This window comes from Kordiimonas sp. (genome assembly GCF_965216265.1).
In the GTDB taxonomy this organism is placed as follows: domain Bacteria; phylum Pseudomonadota; class Alphaproteobacteria; order Sphingomonadales; family Kordiimonadaceae; genus Kordiimonas.
Genome location: NZ_OZ244153.1, coordinates 1,615,356 through 1,629,784, shown reverse-complemented (window position 1 = coordinate 1,629,784; position 14,429 = coordinate 1,615,356). Strand labels below are relative to the sequence as shown.

Genomic DNA, 14,429 nt, shown 5'->3' with positions numbered 1-14,429 from the left:
TCAACAGTGAGGTGGACAATAGATGAAGCAGTTTTTGAGCGCTGGAATACGTCGGTACAAACGGCAGCTGGATGAAAACGGTTATATGGTGTTGCGGAATTTCTTGCCGCCAGAGGACCAAAAGCGTTTCGTCCAGATGGGAAGCGCGGCCTTCGAAGGCGAAGCCCAAGGGTGCCGGCACCACTCCAATGAGGTTGCCCACTTTATTATATCAGACGCGTGCAGTGTCCAGTTTTCGAATTCTCTGTGGATTGGGGAGCATTCATCCGGTGCGTCGCATTTTTTGCAGACAATTTTTGAGAAGGCGTTTGCGACGGACTTGGCGACGTTATATTTGGGACCGTCGGCGATTTTTGGCGCGAGGATACAACTTGTTAAATCCAGGCACGTAGCCAGGGTGCCGAGTGTTATTCCTTACGTTCCTCATTTTGATCGTGTGAGAACACTCAAGTTTTATTTCTATTTGAGCGATGTGGCGGCAACGGGTGGCCATCTGTACGTTGGTGATGCTTGTTGGGTAAAGCAAAGCGAAGCCATCAGGTCTCTATATAAAAAATCATCGCATTCATACCTAGAGATCCCAGACGATGCACTGCGGGAATATACGGGAGGCTTCACGAAGGTTGAAGCCGCGCTCGGGGACATAGTGGTGTTCGATAGCAGTCAACCACATTTTCACGGCCCAGTACATGAGGGGCAGGAACGCGTAGTGTTGATATTTGAAGTACAGTCGTTTGATGAAGTCATGTACGGATATAACGTGGCGCTTCAGCAAAGTCTGGAAGTGGCAAAAAGAGAGAGTGTCGACAAATCTGCGGTGGCATGATCTTAAGTCATCGAGCACAGGCAAGGAAGTATTCAGAAGGTGCCACGCTGTGTGGGTGGCTAGTCAACAGAACGTTTCCTCGATACGTGAAGTGTTGGTTGGTTAACCTGAAACCACAAGAATACTATGATACTACTACGTGTAATTGCAGGTGAGAAAAGTGTGACAGCAAAATATATCAACAATCTAAGTGAGTGCCCGACTGAGTTAGGTCGTGTGACAGTTGAGGTTTCGACATGGTGTAATCTCTCCTGCGTAGGATGTATTCGCACGATAGATATCCAGAAAAATCAGTGGACCAACCGTCATATCAGCGTCGAGGTTTTCCGAAATGTGGTTGCCAACCTGCCGCCCGCCAAGCTTTTGGTGATGCATGGAATAGGAGAGCCACTGTTGCACCCCCAGTACAAGGAACTTGTCACCATAGCAGCAGAGAGTAGAAAGTTTGGGAGCTTGCATTGCAATACCAACGCGTTGGCAAAGCCGACCTCTCTCTATGGGGAACTGCAGTTCGCAGGGCTCACGAATTTCAATGTCTCGGTCGATAGTCTCAATCCTGTATTTGCCGAACGCACACGTGCCGGTACAGACACGGAGAAGCTCACCACTCGTCTTGCAGCCTTTCAGAATGAGGGTTTGAGGTTTGGCATCACGATGGTGGCGAGCAAAAAAAACCTACTGGATATTCCATCCACGTTGCAGTTGTTATCTGAGGTGGTTAAATGCAATGTGTTTATTCAATGTTATATTGATCATGATGATGGCGATGCGGGCCTGAGTTTGGAAGACACTGTTTTGCTGGAACAATGGCTCGCCGAATTGAGACCTCGCTTACCCGAGTTGAAGATCTATTTCTCTAGCAAATATGTAGAAAAGAAAACGGCCCTTCCCATGTGTATGGCGCCTTGGTTCGACCCGGGTGTCACCGTTGAGGGATATTTGACGCCCTGCTGTGTAGAGTGGGACCCTAGTGTACTGGGGTACCAGAATTTGGGTAAACAGGGCCTGCCGGAAATTTGGCACTCGCCCGCGTTTCAGAAATTCCTGGCTGCCTATACTACCCAGTCACCCATATTTTGCAGAAATTGTTCTGAAGATGTACGAGCAAATATTCATCATGGCTCGGCTACACCGGTTGGTCACCATCCATGAGAGAGAGGTATTCTCCAATTTCTGCTGAGCGCCTGTTTGGCGCGTTAAAGGATGAGGGTCGAATAGCCCTGGCGCAGGACATCGCCAACCTGTTTCCCGGTGTCACACGCGAAATGGCTGTGGGATATCTGGATAGTATCTCAAAAGCTAATAATGGTGATCAGGCGGCCTTATCCAATCTGAGCCAGAGCCACCAAACCAATATTAGCCCCTCCACCGAAGCGCTGGTTTATATTGCACAGTCTTGTGCCGAGCTTGGTCTTCTGGATCTTGGCTCAAGGGTTATTCTTGCTACTTTAGATTCGTCGACGCTCATACAGAGCTATATCCACAATCCGTTTGTTGGTAACGCTTTGACATATATGGGGGATAAAGACAGCTTACTGTATCACCTGAATGTTTCCGCGGCGCACAAAGTCAGAAATAGCCCCTCGTCAGAGAAAACTTCGATATTTTTATGCACACTTCCAAAAGCCGGAAGTTTCTACCTCGCGCAGAATATACAACATGAATTCAGCCTACCAGATATTCGTATCTCACTTGACCATTTTCCTAGCGATCAAGTCGTTATTGAAGCGGCCAAGCTTTTTGCCCGGGGGGGACGGTCGTCATGGAACCACCTTGATGCGAGTGATGATAATATCCAGGCACTTTGCCGCGCGGGCATCGATAAACTGGTCTTGCAAGTGAGAGACCCGCGACAAGCCATGTTGTCGTTTATCCATCATGTAGATCGCAACCTCGTCGCTCAGAACCTTCATTATAGGGCGAGGCTCGATCCACATATCCCTTCCGCCTGGGCTGAATGGAGCCTTGGCGAAAAGATTGATTTTTACATTGATGGCTGGTTACCCAAGGCCATGAGTTGGATGGAGCGCTGGTGTCAGGTGATCGCTGATCAGTGTGGGCCGGAAATTCTAGTTTTGCGCTTTGAGGACATGCGGGAAGATGCCCTGGGTCATATGAAGCAGATTGCTGCGTTCTATGGGTATTCGACCGAGCAACTTTCAGTTAGTGAGAAAGATGCAAATCCGCACTTCCGCAGCGGGCTGAAAGAGGAATGGCGGGAAGTTCTGTCACCCTTGCAGCAGAGCCAAGCAAACAAGCATATCTCTTTTGTCGTAATGGAAACTCTTGGTTATCCCGGTGTAAAGGAACTAAACTAATCAACCGGTTGCCCCAAAGGGACGTCGTCATGGACGCCCCTTTTTGTCTTGCAGCGCAGTGTATCACATCAAAAGCCGCGTATTTTCTTTCGCACCCAATTGCTCTTATTAAACGATGGCGACCATGGTCTCGGAATAGAAGCCGTTGAAGCGGGCTTGCATTGAATGGCCATATGCGCCGAGGTGCTCAAAAATCACCCAGTCGCTTTCACGCACATCAGCAGGCAGCGGAAACGGGCCCGCCATCTTGTCGCAGCTGTCACATGTTGGACCATAAGCGCGGTAACCAATGGTCTCGCGCGAGGTTTCACGACCGTCTGCCGCAACAAGGCGGATCGGGAAGGGCCACTCAGGCACCCCTGCGTCAAACAGCGCACCGTAGGTGCCGTCGTTCAGATACAGGTCTTCGCCTTTACGCAGCTCAACACGCGCGGCGACAGCACCCGCTTCCGCCACAAGTGCACGGCCGGGCTCGCACAGGGTCTCGGTACCACCGAAGCCGTTGGCGTCGAGTGCTTGGTGGATCACGGTGAAAAATTCCTCAAGCGCAGGCGGCTCCATGCTGGGGTAGGCCACAGGGAAACCACCACCAACGTCGATCACATCAAGATGCACACCGGCAGCTTTCACGGCAGTTGCCGCTTGCGAAATGGCATCCGTAAAAGCCTGCGGATTCATGCACTGAGACCCGACATGGAAACAAACACCCAGGCGCTGCGCCGACATCCGCGCGCGCTGCAGGATGAGGGGTGCGATATCAAGAGGCGCACCAAACTTGCCGCTCAGCTCATAAGCTGCACCTTTGACAACCACACCAAGGCGCAGGAACAGCTTGAGGTCAGATGCACCACTGGTTTCTTCCTCGATTTTCACAAGCTCATCAAGGCTATCAAAAGAGAAACCACGCACGCCCATAGCGTAGGCATAGCGAATAGCCTGGCGGCTTTTAACCGGGTGCATGAAATAAAGGTTCGCGCCCGGCAGTGTTTTGGCCACCAGCTCAACTTCACGAAGCGACGCCACGTCAAAATCACGCACGCCTGCTTGCCACAGGTGCTTGAGCACTGCCTCATGCGGGTTTGCTTTCACCGCATAAAGGTTGGTGCCCCGAAAACCCGCGAGGAACCGACGCGCGGTTTCCATCAGCTTTTCAGGGTAAAAAAGATGCACAGAATCGTTGCACTGCTCACCGGCAATGGCTTCTTCTGCGCTCATGTATGTTTTTAGTCCATCAAGCGCCCAGTTTTGGTTCTGTGGTAGTGGGCGGAAAGCTTCAATAACCTGCATCGACCTGATCCCTATCTAAAAAGGATGACAGAAACTGGCACCAGAACATTCGTCGGTGCCGGAACAGGACCACCAGCATAGGCCGGTGTTTGGCGCATCACGCAGGATGCGCGGTGATATAGGTCAGCTCTATGACGCTTGAGAAATAATCAAACATCTCGCGCGGCAGGAACTGCCGGTTGGCTTCAAATTCGTGGGAGGCAGACAGTAGCGAAAGCGCGCCCATTTTTGTCGTGCGGATCATTCCGGCAAACCCCTTCAATCAACTTTGGTGCGGCCTGGCCGTACCCCAATCAACAAAGGACGATTTGCGTCGTTACCCGTACGTGTCTACCGGATGTCTTTCCCATGTCTTGCAGTGGGGAACGACAGGGTTGCCCGGGAGTCGTGGCACGTGCGCTTTTTACGTCTGAGCGGCATTTGCGCTTTTTTTAGTCGCATTGCAAGACTTTTTTTTGGGCAGGGGAATGCGGGTTTCAAAGTGGCGTTTTTCGGCCAATTTTGAACGTGAATCTCGTGGCCGATCAGTCCCTTAAAATGGCACTGGTGCGGTAAAAGTCATCGATTCAAGCGTCTCTGGGTGCGTCACGGTCAGCTCACGGGCATGCAGCAGAAGCCGGTCGGCAAGCGTGAAGGCTTCCCCTTCCGCATAAAGGTTGTCACCCAGAATGGCATGGCCAAGGCTGAGCATATGCACCCTCAACTGGTGGGAACGGCCGGTAACAGGATAGAGGGCAACGCGGGTGGTTTTCTCGTCCCGTTCCAGCACCTTGTAGCGCGTGAAAGCAGACCGGCCATTTTCAAAATCCACCCGGTGTTTGGGTCTGTTGGGCCAGTCGATGAGAAGCGGCAGGTCGATCTCCCCTTCATCGCGCACTACATGGCCGTATACCCGCGCTTCATAGATCTTATCGGTCTTGCGGTCTTCAAACTGGCGGCCAAGATGCCTGAGCGCATCCATATGCCGCGCCATGATGATAACGCCGGATGTCTCCATATCCAGCCGGTGCACGATGCGCGCCCCGGTAAACTGGGCTTCCGCGCGGGTTGCCAAACAGTCATGTTTTTCCGGCGTGCGTCCGGGCACGGAGAGAAGCCCACCGGGCTTGTTGAGCACAAGGATATCATCATCAACATAGATGATATCAAGCGGCACCATTGGCGGGTCGTAATCTTTAAGGGTGGGGGCACTCATGAGACTAGATACGTTTTCCCATCTTGATCAGTGGAACGGTGATGCCCGAGGATGTGGGCACATTTTCATGCACAATCGGCTTGTAACCACAGCTGCGGTAAAGCGGTTCACCCGACAGTGTTGCCATCAGCTCATAACGGGTGAAACCCTCCTCCGCAGCTTTTTTTTCACACAGCTCCATGATCAGGCGGCCAATACCGCGCCGCGCGTGGGCCGGGTGGGTATACATGGCGCGGATTCGGGCGGCCTCAGTCTTGGGGTCCAGCAGGCGCGCGTTGCGGCCTTTGGTATGATTGCCGCCGTATAGCGTAGCCCGGCGTGACCAGCCGCCACAACCGACAATTTCATCGCTATCAAGGATCGCATAATAGGTGCCATCCTCAATCAACTGGGTATCCATGCCCATGAGCTCAAACGATGCTTCTACCTGTTTGGCGTTCAGGAAACCCTCCTGAAGCTTGGATATGGACGCATTCATAATACTGCGCAGTAAGGGGATATCGTCCTCCTTTGCGACACGGTGGTTGAAGGGCGAAGGTGCAGGACTGTCATTTGTCATGATGCGGTTTGCTCACAGGTTAGTATGGCTGCACAGTCTATCAGGCCGCCAGGCACAGGCAAGACAAACGCAGGGGCGGTTGAGTAATTGACTTGGCAGCCGGGCGCGCCCAAACTGCGCGGCAAGGGATAAACAAGGCCGCCGAAACGAGCAGCCACGAACCACGGAGCATAACGCGATGGCCAACACATCGGCGAACCAGCACGCGCAACCGAAATCAGATATCGAGATCGCTCAGGCAGCCACCATGAAACCGATCATAGTGCTTGCGGAAGACAAGCTCGGCATCAAGACGGAGGAGCTGGAACCATACGGTCATTATAAAGCCAAACTTTCGCTTGAAGGTATCAAGGCCCGCGAAAGCAAGCCAGATGGCAAGCTTATTCTGGTAACAGCCGTAACCCCAACGCCAGCGGGTGAAGGCAAAACCACCACCACCGTGGGGCTGGGGGACGGGCTGAACCGTATCGGCAAAAAAGCGATGATCTGCTTGCGTGAGCCAAGCCTTGGCCCTTGTTTTGGCATGAAGGGTGGGGCGGCCGGTGGCGGTTACGCCCAAGTGGTGCCGATGGAAGACATCAACCTGCATTTTACCGGTGATTTCCACGCTATCGGCGCCGCAAACAACCTATTGGCGGCCATGATCGATAACCATGTCTACTGGCGCCAGAACGATGAAACCGGGCTTGATAACCGGCGCATAACCTGGCGTCGCGCGGTGGACATGAACGACCGATCGCTCAGGCAGATCACCACGTCGCTTGGCGGGGTGGCGAACGGCGCGCCGCGCGAAGCGGGTTTCGATATCACGGTGGCCAGCGAAGTGATGGCCATCCTGTGCCTGGCCACAGATTTCAAGGACCTTGAGCGCAGGCTTGGCAATATCATCATCGGGTATACGCGGGAGCGAAAGCCGGTTTTCGCGCGGGATATCAACGCCCACGGCGCGATGACAGCGCTTCTGAAAGACGCGATCAAACCCAATTTGGTGCAAACGCTTGAGGGTAATCCGGCGTTCATCCACGGTGGGCCATTCGCCAATATCGCGCATGGTTGCAATACCTTGATCGCCACAAAAGCGGCGCTGAAGTTGACTGATTATGTGGTGACAGAAGCGGGCTTTGGCGCTGATCTGGGCGCAGAAAAATTCTTTGATATCAAGTGCCGCAAGGGCGGTTTGAAGCCGGATGCGGCGGTGCTTGTGGCCACGATCCGCGCGCTCAAAATGCACGGCGGGCTTGAGAAAGACCAGCTTGGCAAGGAGGACCTTGAGGCACTGAAGCGCGGTGCGGTGAACCTTGAGCGGCATATCAAAAACCTGAAACGATTTGGCATGCAGGTGGTGGTTGCCATCAACCGTTTCTCCGCCGATACACAAGCCGAGCTGGACCTTGTGAAAACCATCTGCAAAGGCCTGCACGTGGACGCGGTGGAGGCGGACCATTGGGCCAATGGTGGCGCGGGCGCGGAGGATCTGGCGCGTGCTGTGGTGAAGCTTGTAGACGAGGGTGGCAGCGCATTTGAGCCGCTTTACAGAGACGACGTTCACCTCTGGAACAAGATCCATACGGTCGCGACCGAGCTATATGGCGCGAGCGATATCATCGCCGATAAAAAGGTGCGGGAGCAGATCAAGACACTTGAGGCAGACTATGGGCATTTCCCCATCTGCATCGCCAAAACCCAGTATAGTTTCTCGACCGACCCGAACCTCAAAGGCGCGCCTACCGGACATGTTGTGCCGATCCGGGAAGTCAGGCTATCTGCGGGGGCGGAGTTCCTTGTCGTGGTTTGCGGGGATATCATGACCATGCCGGGCCTGCCAAAAGTACCCGCCGCCAATTCCATCCGGGTGGGGGATGACGGCCGGGTTGTTGGGCTTTTCTAAGGGCCGGTTCTGGCAGGCTAATCCAGCTTTCGTTCAAGCCACAGAAGGCTCGCGGAGACCACGAGCAATAACCAAAGCCAGAAGGTTGGAATGGCCTTCTGGAGCAGCTGTCGGGGCGCCTGTTCCGCCGTGTTCCGGTGAAGTGCCAGATAGCGATTGGTAGCAGTTTGGCGAGTAAACTGGTCCTCCGTGCGCCACTCGTCACGCTCATGGATATAAATATAGCTCTTATCTGTGGTGTGAATGGCAGGCTCGTCCGTAGAATTAGCCAAATTTTCCAGCGATATTTCATACCAACCGGGGGTCTCGCTCTGGAAAAAGCTACAGTGGTATGGCGAAAGTGTGCTGGTTTGTGTGGCGCGAGTGTGGCGTAAAAAGTCCCCCGTCATGGCCCGTATTTTGAGGCCCGTGTTCTCGTCTTGTGAAGCGAGGCACAGGGGGATCATTTCATGCACGCGTGCGAGCGTGCCATCAGCTTGCGGCAACAGCATCTGGTCACGGGTTTGCCGCGCGATGTTGGAGAGTATAAATGTCCAGTAGTTGGCGAAGGTGGTGCTGTCGCCGCTTGTGGTCCACACATGCCGGTCTCGTAGCGTGGTAAGCGCGATTTTACCAAGCCCAAAGCTGGTTGCCAGATTGAGCGCGCGCCCCGATGCTGCCCGCACCAGCACGTCGGCCTCACTGTGCATCAACTGCATGGGCAGGATAGGCAATGCCACCTCGTTGCTGCCACCAGCCCAAACGGGTACAGCGCTGGTGATCTGGCCCGCAATCGGTGCAGCACTAAAACCCTCAAACGGACTAAACTCAAAATCATCAAGGGCGCCTAGAAGCGCGCTATCGGCTAACACCAGCACACCAAGGCCGCCTTTGATAGCTTGCTGGAGCACGTTGCGCTCGCCTGCGTTCATCAGCATGAGCGACCGTCCATCCATCAGCAGGAAATCAGCCGCGTCCAGCGAGCTTTGCGCAAGCGGCGGCAGGCCGGTGTCCTCCGCCCCGTCGCTGGCCTGCCGGATATAGCGGTCCTTGCTCATGCGGGTATGCACCGCAAGCTTTGCGTCAAACCGGGCGGCCCACTCAAGAAGATGCCGTGCTTCAAAAGACGGTGCAGACTGCACCACCAGCATATTAATCGGTGCGGGCATCTGCACAGAGACCGGGATGTTCTCCGCCTGCATGGGCGTGCCCAACCGGTCAGAAAGCGTGAGCGAATACATCAGCGGCCCGGATAGCTTTGGTGTCGCCCGTAGCACAAAACGGTCACCGCTTTTCAGCCGCGCCTCTGCTACCGTATTGCCCGCAGGGTCTTTAAGCCCAGCGGTGAAAATCTCGCCTTCCTTGCCCAAAGGGGCATGGTATTCAGCGCTGACAACAAGCTCTTCACCAAGTGGCAGCGATTTGCGCCAGCGTGCGCCCATAATGCCTGTGAGCGTGGGTGCTTGCCAATTGATCACAATATCGTCGGGCAGGGCAGCAAGGTCAGCGTCTGAAAGCCCATGGCCTTTCACAGTCAGCATGGCCATATCCGGTTCGCGTTGGGGCAAAACCGCAACGCTCGGCAGCGGGGTCAGGCCAATTGCATCGTCAGCACCCGCCAGCACGCCGGGCCCCGCGTAGGCATTGTCGGCCTCAAAACCCTTGTCGGTGACCAGCGTGACCGTACCCGTGACCTCGCGCGGTTTCATGGGCTGCCAAAGGAGCAGAACAATAACCCCGTATGCCGCGAGGTTGAGCATGACAACCACCCACCAGCGCGGTGATGCGGTGATGCGCTTCCGTGCTGCGCGCAGGGTCATGGCGCAAGACGCGGCCAGCACAAGAATGGCTGCAACAACAAGAAGGGACGGCGATGTGAATACCCAATCAGCAAACATTATGGCTGCTCCCCTTCTTCCGTCATGTCTACAGCAAGCGGGTCCTTAAAGAGCACAAAACCGTCCCGGCCACGTGGGGGTGCTGTCACGCTTGGCAGCATGGCCCATAGCGCCTGGCCAAGCTTCATGGTGCAGCCCTCACATTCAGGCAGCGTGAGCGAGCCGCTGATCAGCATTTTTTCAACCGTTGCGGCATAGGTGATCATGGCGGGCCGGTCTGCGGACAGGGCCATCAAATGCGCGCTCAAATCACTCAAAAGATCACGTTCCTCGGCTGTCAGGTCAAGGCCCGCGCTTTTGGTTGACAGCAGGGAGTAGACAGCGGCCACCAGCCGTTCATCCGCCACGGTTTCAAGGCCGGGTTTGATGCCGCTGTCAATGTTTTCAATTTCGTCCAGCTCACCGTCAAGGCGGCGATCTTCAGACACCGGCGGTGGCTCAAAACCAAGGCGTTTCACATAAATGCGGTCAGCCTGTTTGGCGAGCTTGAGGTATTTCAGCGCCTCATATTCAAACGGCAGGGCTTTCTCAGGCTCCGCCAGCATCAGATGCAGCTCTGCCTGCCACATGATGCTCACCGCTTTTTTCATCAGCGTTTTTGGGTCACGTTTTGAAATCGGGCCGATGTCGGCGTCTTCATGGGCGTGCCCGAAACGCGCGATCAGCTCAGACGCGCCGGTCTTGTCCGTGGAAGGGGCCTCGTTGCCATGGTCGTGACCAATCTCGGGCCGCTCACGGTCTTCATGATGCTCTTCCTCTTCGTCATCATCATGATGCTCTGGCTCGGTGCCCGCGCCGCTGTCGTTCAACTGGTCACCGGGGCCTTCGCCAAACTCGTCACCAAGATACTGGCCGTAGCGCTGTTTTAGGTCGTTCTGCGCATAACCAAGGCTGTAGGATGTGTCTGCGAACACCTGTTTTTCAAGAACGGGTTTGTCCGCAATCAGTTGTTCGGTCTCAATGATGATCTGGCGTTGGCTTTTGAAATATTCCGGCACAAAATTGCTGACGATACCCTCGGCGGCGATCTCGCGTTCCACTTCATCAAGCCAGCGCACGATCACGGTGGCGGATTTGCCCTCGTTGGCATCCGGGGTTTTGTTATCAAGCGCGATGACGGTGAAATAAATTTCATCCCCCGGTTCCATGCCAAGAGCGGGCAGGTCCCAATCCTTGTGGAAAAGCGTGCCCTGCGCGGACGGCTCTTGCCGGTCAAAGGTGAAAATTTCGTCGCGGAACTTCACTGCCTCCCCCGTGCCCTTAGCGACGGATGCGCGAATGAAAACTTCCCCAATGCCATAATCATCGGTGATCAAGGCGGTGGACGGAAATTCAGCCGGGCCTTTGCGCGGGATTTCAAGCGTCGTGGTTTTAGGTTCCAGCACCCTGATCTGGGGTGCGCGGTCCTTCTCGGCCGTCAGGGTATAGATATCCTCAAGCGGCGCGGCCTCATTATCAAGGATATGCACGATACGGTATAGGCCGGTGTTGGCGGCCATCATGCTGGCGGTATATTCGCCGTTTTCCTGTCGGGTGAAGGGCGCGGTGGTGCCGTCCCGCATGCGAATTTCAAAGCGGCCATCGCTGCGCGTGAAGCGCAGTTGCCATGTGATGCGCGCACCCTCAAGCGCGCTAACGTTAAGGTCCGTGCTATCCGTTACCGGCAGGCCCGTATAATCAGGCGGGGTGACGCTAACGCGGGCGGAGGCGACCGCCGCAGGTGCGGGTGCATTTGGCCCGGTCGTGCCTTCGGTTGAGGGTGGTGTGGTGCCTGTCCAGCTGGGGGACGGCAGCAGGTTGAGGACCAGCGCCGCCACGCACATCAGGCTTGCGAGCTTGATGGTTTTTGTCTCGCGTGCAGGCAACCAGCGGGCAGGGTCGGCAATCAGGCTATCATAGTGTGCCTGCACCTTTTCCTGTTGCAGGCGTTGCAGCGCATCAAGCCCCGCGCTCTCCCGCGCGATAAGCTGTGCGCTTTCTTCAAACCCTTCATCTGCCCGGTTGAGGTGGAGGAGGAAGTTTTCCACAGTGATGTGCTGATAGCTTTTGCTGAGCCACAACTGGCCAGTGCCAAGCGCGAACACAGTGAGTGAGATACCGACTGAAACCCCAAAAGGCACCAAAAACCAATTGAGTGTAAAGGCGACCGCGAGTGCGAGCGGCAACACTGTCGTCACACGGCGCATGAGCGCGCGGCGGCGCAGCAGCGTGAGCGGGGATGCGAACAGGGATGTATCTTGTTTATGCGTCACGGCCAGCCCTTTCGCTGAGCCAGCGCTCAAGCACCCAGAAGATGACAAGCATCAGCACAAGCCAGTTGGCGCGTGGCACCTGAGGGTAGGTAAAGGTGGGGCTTTCGGCTGTCCCGTTGCGGGCAATGATGACGGGCGCGTGCCTGAAACCACGATCGAAGCCGGAAGGGCTGGTCAACAACTCAAGCAACAGGTCTGCGAAGCCCGGTGCGGTGCCGAGGGTTGAGCCTTCAAGGCTTGTAAGCAGATGGTAAACCTCGCTGCCGGAGTTGACGCTGCGGCTGAGCAGAGCTTGGCCCGCGTCTGTCATCCACAAAACCTCATCACCGTCCGTGCGTGGTGCAAGGCGGCGGGTTTCAATTTGCGTAAAGGGGTATATATCGGCCCGGCCACGGGTCAGCCCGGTAGGGCGCGCCGCACCAAGGCTGATGAAACGTGTTGAGCGCGTACCGCTCAGTAGTGCCTCCGGCAGTGGGTCAGGGCTCAGCCATATGCCCCAATCCGCGTCTTCGATATCATTAGCAGTTGCCGCATCACTTGAAGCGAGGTTCAGGCGGATATCCACATTGCGGTGGCGGTTGAGGGCAAGCACAGCGCGTTCAATAAGCGCCGCGTCTGCCAAACGGGCGGGGCTTGAGAACACGGTGAGCGCGAGCGGTACTTTGGGGACCGCAGGTGGCTTTGCACTTTCCTGGGCGCTCTGCTGGGCACTCTCCTTGACGTGCCAGACAAGCGGCCAATCACCCGGCGCTTCGCCCGCGTATTCACCGCTCAGGTCTGTGACATAAACATGGGTGTTTGCGCTGTGCTTGATCTCGGTGAGCGCCGCCAGAAGGGTTGCACCGCTTTGCCCTGTTAGCTGGCTCAAGGTGCCCTCTGATTTGATGGCCTTGATCGCAGTGTCAGTGAGGGGGGACAGTTCTTCATCAAGCAGAAAGATGTCGCCGCTGGTGTGCTCATTTTGCAGTGCGGCTATTTCATCCGCACTCGCCGCCGCGATCCATGCCGGGCTCACATAGGCTGTGTTGTCGGGTGCGGTGAAAAACGCGCGGGAGGCAAGGCCCATCAGGATAAGCGCCAGTAGGCTGAAGATGACAAGCCGGATGAGCAGCAGGATATACTGCATCAGCTTGATCTCGGTCACCCGCCGGGCTTTTGCGCGTTTGATCAGTTCAATGGAGCCCACCACCACCCGAAGCCCCGGGCTGCGGTTGAAAAGGTGGATGAGAATGGGGATGAGGAGCGCGAGGAACGCAAGGCCTGCACCCGGATTGAGGAAGCTGAAATCGCTGAAGGCAGTGACCATGTTAGCGCACGACCTTTCCGCGGTTCTTGAGGAAATCATACATGGCCTGATCCATCGGCTCATCAATGTTGATGCTGGTCAGGTCGGCGGATTGGCGGAGAAGCGTGGCCTCAAGGTTCGCCTGAAATTCAGCGTGGGCATCAAGGTAAAACTGTTTGGCATTGCGCGCAGAAACAAGCACCTGCTCCCCGCTTTCTGCATCTTCAAACCGCACGGCGCCCGTGTAGGGGAACGCCAGTTCATCGCCTGTTTTAAGCTGAATGGCAGACACTTCGGTTTTGCTGCCCGCAAGCGACTGGGTGAAGCCAAGAAGCTCATCGCTACGCTCAAAAAAGTCGCTGATCATGATGATCATGCCTGGCTGTTGCAGGCTTCGTAAAAGCGTGCTGACCATCGCCTTGCCGGGGAAAACAGCGCCGGGTTTTACCCGCGCGAGCTCAAGCAGGATGGTGGACCAATGCTGCTCCCCGCTACCCAGCGGCACGATATGCTGCCTGTCGCTTGAAAGCGCCATAAAGCCGATACGGTCCCCTTGCCGGTAGGCGAGGTAAGACAACACGGCAACAAGATGGGCGGCATAGGCAAGTTTGGTCCATGCCGGTTTGTCGCCTTTGGTGGCATTGCTTGCGATCGCCATGGACGCGCTGGCATCCAGCACAAACCATACGGTCACTTCGCTTTCACGCTCGGCCTCACGCACAAAATAGCGGTCAGAGCGCGCGAAAAGTTTCCAGTCGATCCGGCTCAGGTCGTCGCCGTCGCCATAGGGCCTGTATTGGCTGAACTCAATGCCCACGCCGCGCTGTCGGCTTTGATGCAAGCCGTGCAGGAAGCCATCCGCGACCGTCTTGGCGATCAGCGGCATGTCTTTCACGCGAGCAAGTGTTTTGGGATCAATGAACTGTTCCATGGCGCGGGCGG

At 55.7% G+C, this 14,429-nt stretch carries 12 protein-coding genes; 4 read left to right on the top strand and 8 right to left on the bottom strand.

What is annotated here, in order from left to right; genetic code table 11:
* Window positions 1-22 precede the first annotated feature (22 nt).
* The 3 genes from ACOOGA_RS07435 to ACOOGA_RS07425 all read left to right on the top strand — a co-directional run bounded on the left by ACOOGA_RS07435 (window position 23) and on the right by ACOOGA_RS07425 (window position 3,144).
* Window positions 23-826, top strand: coding sequence for a hypothetical protein (locus tag ACOOGA_RS07435; protein ID WP_420430174.1), 804 nt, complete (start codon window positions 23-25; stop codon window positions 824-826).
* A gap of 162 nt (window positions 827-988) precedes the next feature.
* Window positions 989-1,978 (top strand): radical SAM protein, encoded by a 990-nt coding sequence (locus ACOOGA_RS07430; RefSeq protein ID WP_420430172.1) that lies wholly within the window; start codon window positions 989-991, stop codon window positions 1,976-1,978.
* Window positions 1,975-3,144, top strand: a complete 1,170-nt coding sequence (locus ACOOGA_RS07425; RefSeq protein ID WP_420430170.1) for a sulfotransferase domain-containing protein — start codon at window positions 1,975-1,977, stop codon at window positions 3,142-3,144. The genes ACOOGA_RS07430 and ACOOGA_RS07425 overlap by 4 nt, the downstream gene beginning before the upstream one ends.
* Before the next feature lie 108 nt (window positions 3,145-3,252).
* Here the strand turns inward: ACOOGA_RS07425 and ACOOGA_RS07420 are convergent, their stop codons facing one another.
* The 4 genes from ACOOGA_RS07420 to ACOOGA_RS07405 all read right to left on the bottom strand — a co-directional run bounded on the left by ACOOGA_RS07420 (window position 3,253) and on the right by ACOOGA_RS07405 (window position 6,185).
* Window positions 3,253-4,431 (bottom strand): type III PLP-dependent enzyme, encoded by a 1,179-nt coding sequence (locus ACOOGA_RS07420; protein WP_420430168.1) that lies wholly within the window; start codon window positions 4,429-4,431, stop codon window positions 3,253-3,255.
* A gap of 97 nt (window positions 4,432-4,528) precedes the next feature.
* Window positions 4,529-4,675: a hypothetical protein gene (locus ACOOGA_RS07415; protein ID WP_417458482.1), complete on the bottom strand. Its 147-nt coding sequence runs from the start codon at window positions 4,673-4,675 to the stop codon at window positions 4,529-4,531.
* 288 nt (window positions 4,676-4,963) lie between these two features.
* Entirely contained in the window at window positions 4,964-5,626 is a 663-nt protein-coding gene (locus tag ACOOGA_RS07410; RefSeq protein WP_420430166.1) for an RluA family pseudouridine synthase, read from the bottom strand.
* A gap of 4 nt (window positions 5,627-5,630) precedes the next feature.
* The gene (locus ACOOGA_RS07405) at window positions 5,631-6,185 is read right to left on the bottom strand and encodes a GNAT family N-acetyltransferase (protein WP_420430164.1); all 555 of its coding nucleotides are present in this window, start codon (window positions 6,183-6,185) and stop codon (window positions 5,631-5,633) included.
* 178 nt (window positions 6,186-6,363) lie between these two features.
* Here ACOOGA_RS07405 and ACOOGA_RS07400 point away from each other — a divergent pair, with 178 nt between their 5' ends.
* Complete coding sequence (locus ACOOGA_RS07400; RefSeq protein ID WP_420430162.1) at window positions 6,364-8,073, top strand: formate--tetrahydrofolate ligase; 1,710 nt, start codon at window positions 6,364-6,366, stop codon at window positions 8,071-8,073.
* A gap of 17 nt (window positions 8,074-8,090) precedes the next feature.
* On the opposite strand, the gene ACOOGA_RS07395 is transcribed toward ACOOGA_RS07400, so the two are convergent.
* The 4 genes from ACOOGA_RS07395 to ACOOGA_RS07380 are packed head-to-tail and all read right to left on the bottom strand — an operon-like array spanning window position 8,091 to window position 14,418.
* Window positions 8,091-9,950, bottom strand: a complete 1,860-nt coding sequence (locus ACOOGA_RS07395) for a hypothetical protein (protein ID WP_420430160.1) — start codon at window positions 9,948-9,950, stop codon at window positions 8,091-8,093.
* Window positions 9,950-12,202 carry a hypothetical protein gene (locus tag ACOOGA_RS07390; protein ID WP_420430158.1) on the bottom strand — a complete coding sequence of 751 codons (2,253 nt, stop codon included), beginning with the start codon at window positions 12,200-12,202 and terminating at the stop codon, window positions 9,950-9,952. Before ACOOGA_RS07390 ends, ACOOGA_RS07395 begins: the two co-directional genes overlap by 1 nt.
* Window positions 12,192-13,508, bottom strand: a complete 1,317-nt coding sequence (locus ACOOGA_RS07385) for a BatA domain-containing protein (protein WP_420430156.1) — start codon at window positions 13,506-13,508, stop codon at window positions 12,192-12,194. The genes ACOOGA_RS07390 and ACOOGA_RS07385 overlap by 11 nt, the downstream gene beginning before the upstream one ends.
* Before the next feature lies 1 nt (window position 13,509).
* Window positions 13,510-14,418 carry a DUF58 domain-containing protein gene (locus ACOOGA_RS07380; protein WP_420430154.1) on the bottom strand — a complete coding sequence of 303 codons (909 nt, stop codon included), beginning with the start codon at window positions 14,416-14,418 and terminating at the stop codon, window positions 13,510-13,512.
* Between the last annotated feature and the right edge of the window lie 11 nt (window positions 14,419-14,429).

What these genes read in the sequence shown, in the direction of transcription:
- ACOOGA_RS07395 (WP_420430160.1), bottom strand. Translation starts at nt 9,950, where the DNA reads ATGTTTGCTGATTGGGTATTCACATCGCCGTCCCTTCTTGTTGTTGCA.
- ACOOGA_RS07385 (WP_420430156.1), bottom strand. Translation starts at nt 13,508, where the DNA reads ATGGTCACTGCCTTCAGCGATTTCAGCTTCCTCAATCCGGGTGCAGGC.
- ACOOGA_RS07380 (WP_420430154.1), bottom strand. Translation starts at nt 14,418, where the DNA reads ATGGAACAGTTCATTGATCCCAAAACACTTGCTCGCGTGAAAGACATG.
- ACOOGA_RS07425 (WP_420430170.1), top strand. Translation starts at nt 1,975, where the DNA reads ATGAGAGAGAGGTATTCTCCAATTTCTGCTGAGCGCCTGTTTGGCGCG.
- ACOOGA_RS07415 (WP_417458482.1), bottom strand. Translation starts at nt 4,675, where the DNA reads ATGATCCGCACGACAAAAATGGGCGCGCTTTCGCTACTGTCTGCCTCC.
- ACOOGA_RS07400 (WP_420430162.1), top strand. Translation starts at nt 6,364, where the DNA reads ATGGCCAACACATCGGCGAACCAGCACGCGCAACCGAAATCAGATATC.
- ACOOGA_RS07410 (WP_420430166.1), bottom strand. Translation starts at nt 5,626, where the DNA reads ATGAGTGCCCCCACCCTTAAAGATTACGACCCGCCAATGGTGCCGCTT.
- ACOOGA_RS07420 (WP_420430168.1), bottom strand. Translation starts at nt 4,431, where the DNA reads ATGCAGGTTATTGAAGCTTTCCGCCCACTACCACAGAACCAAAACTGG.
- ACOOGA_RS07405 (WP_420430164.1), bottom strand. Translation starts at nt 6,185, where the DNA reads ATGACAAATGACAGTCCTGCACCTTCGCCCTTCAACCACCGTGTCGCA.
- ACOOGA_RS07435 (WP_420430174.1), top strand. Translation starts at nt 23, where the DNA reads ATGAAGCAGTTTTTGAGCGCTGGAATACGTCGGTACAAACGGCAGCTG.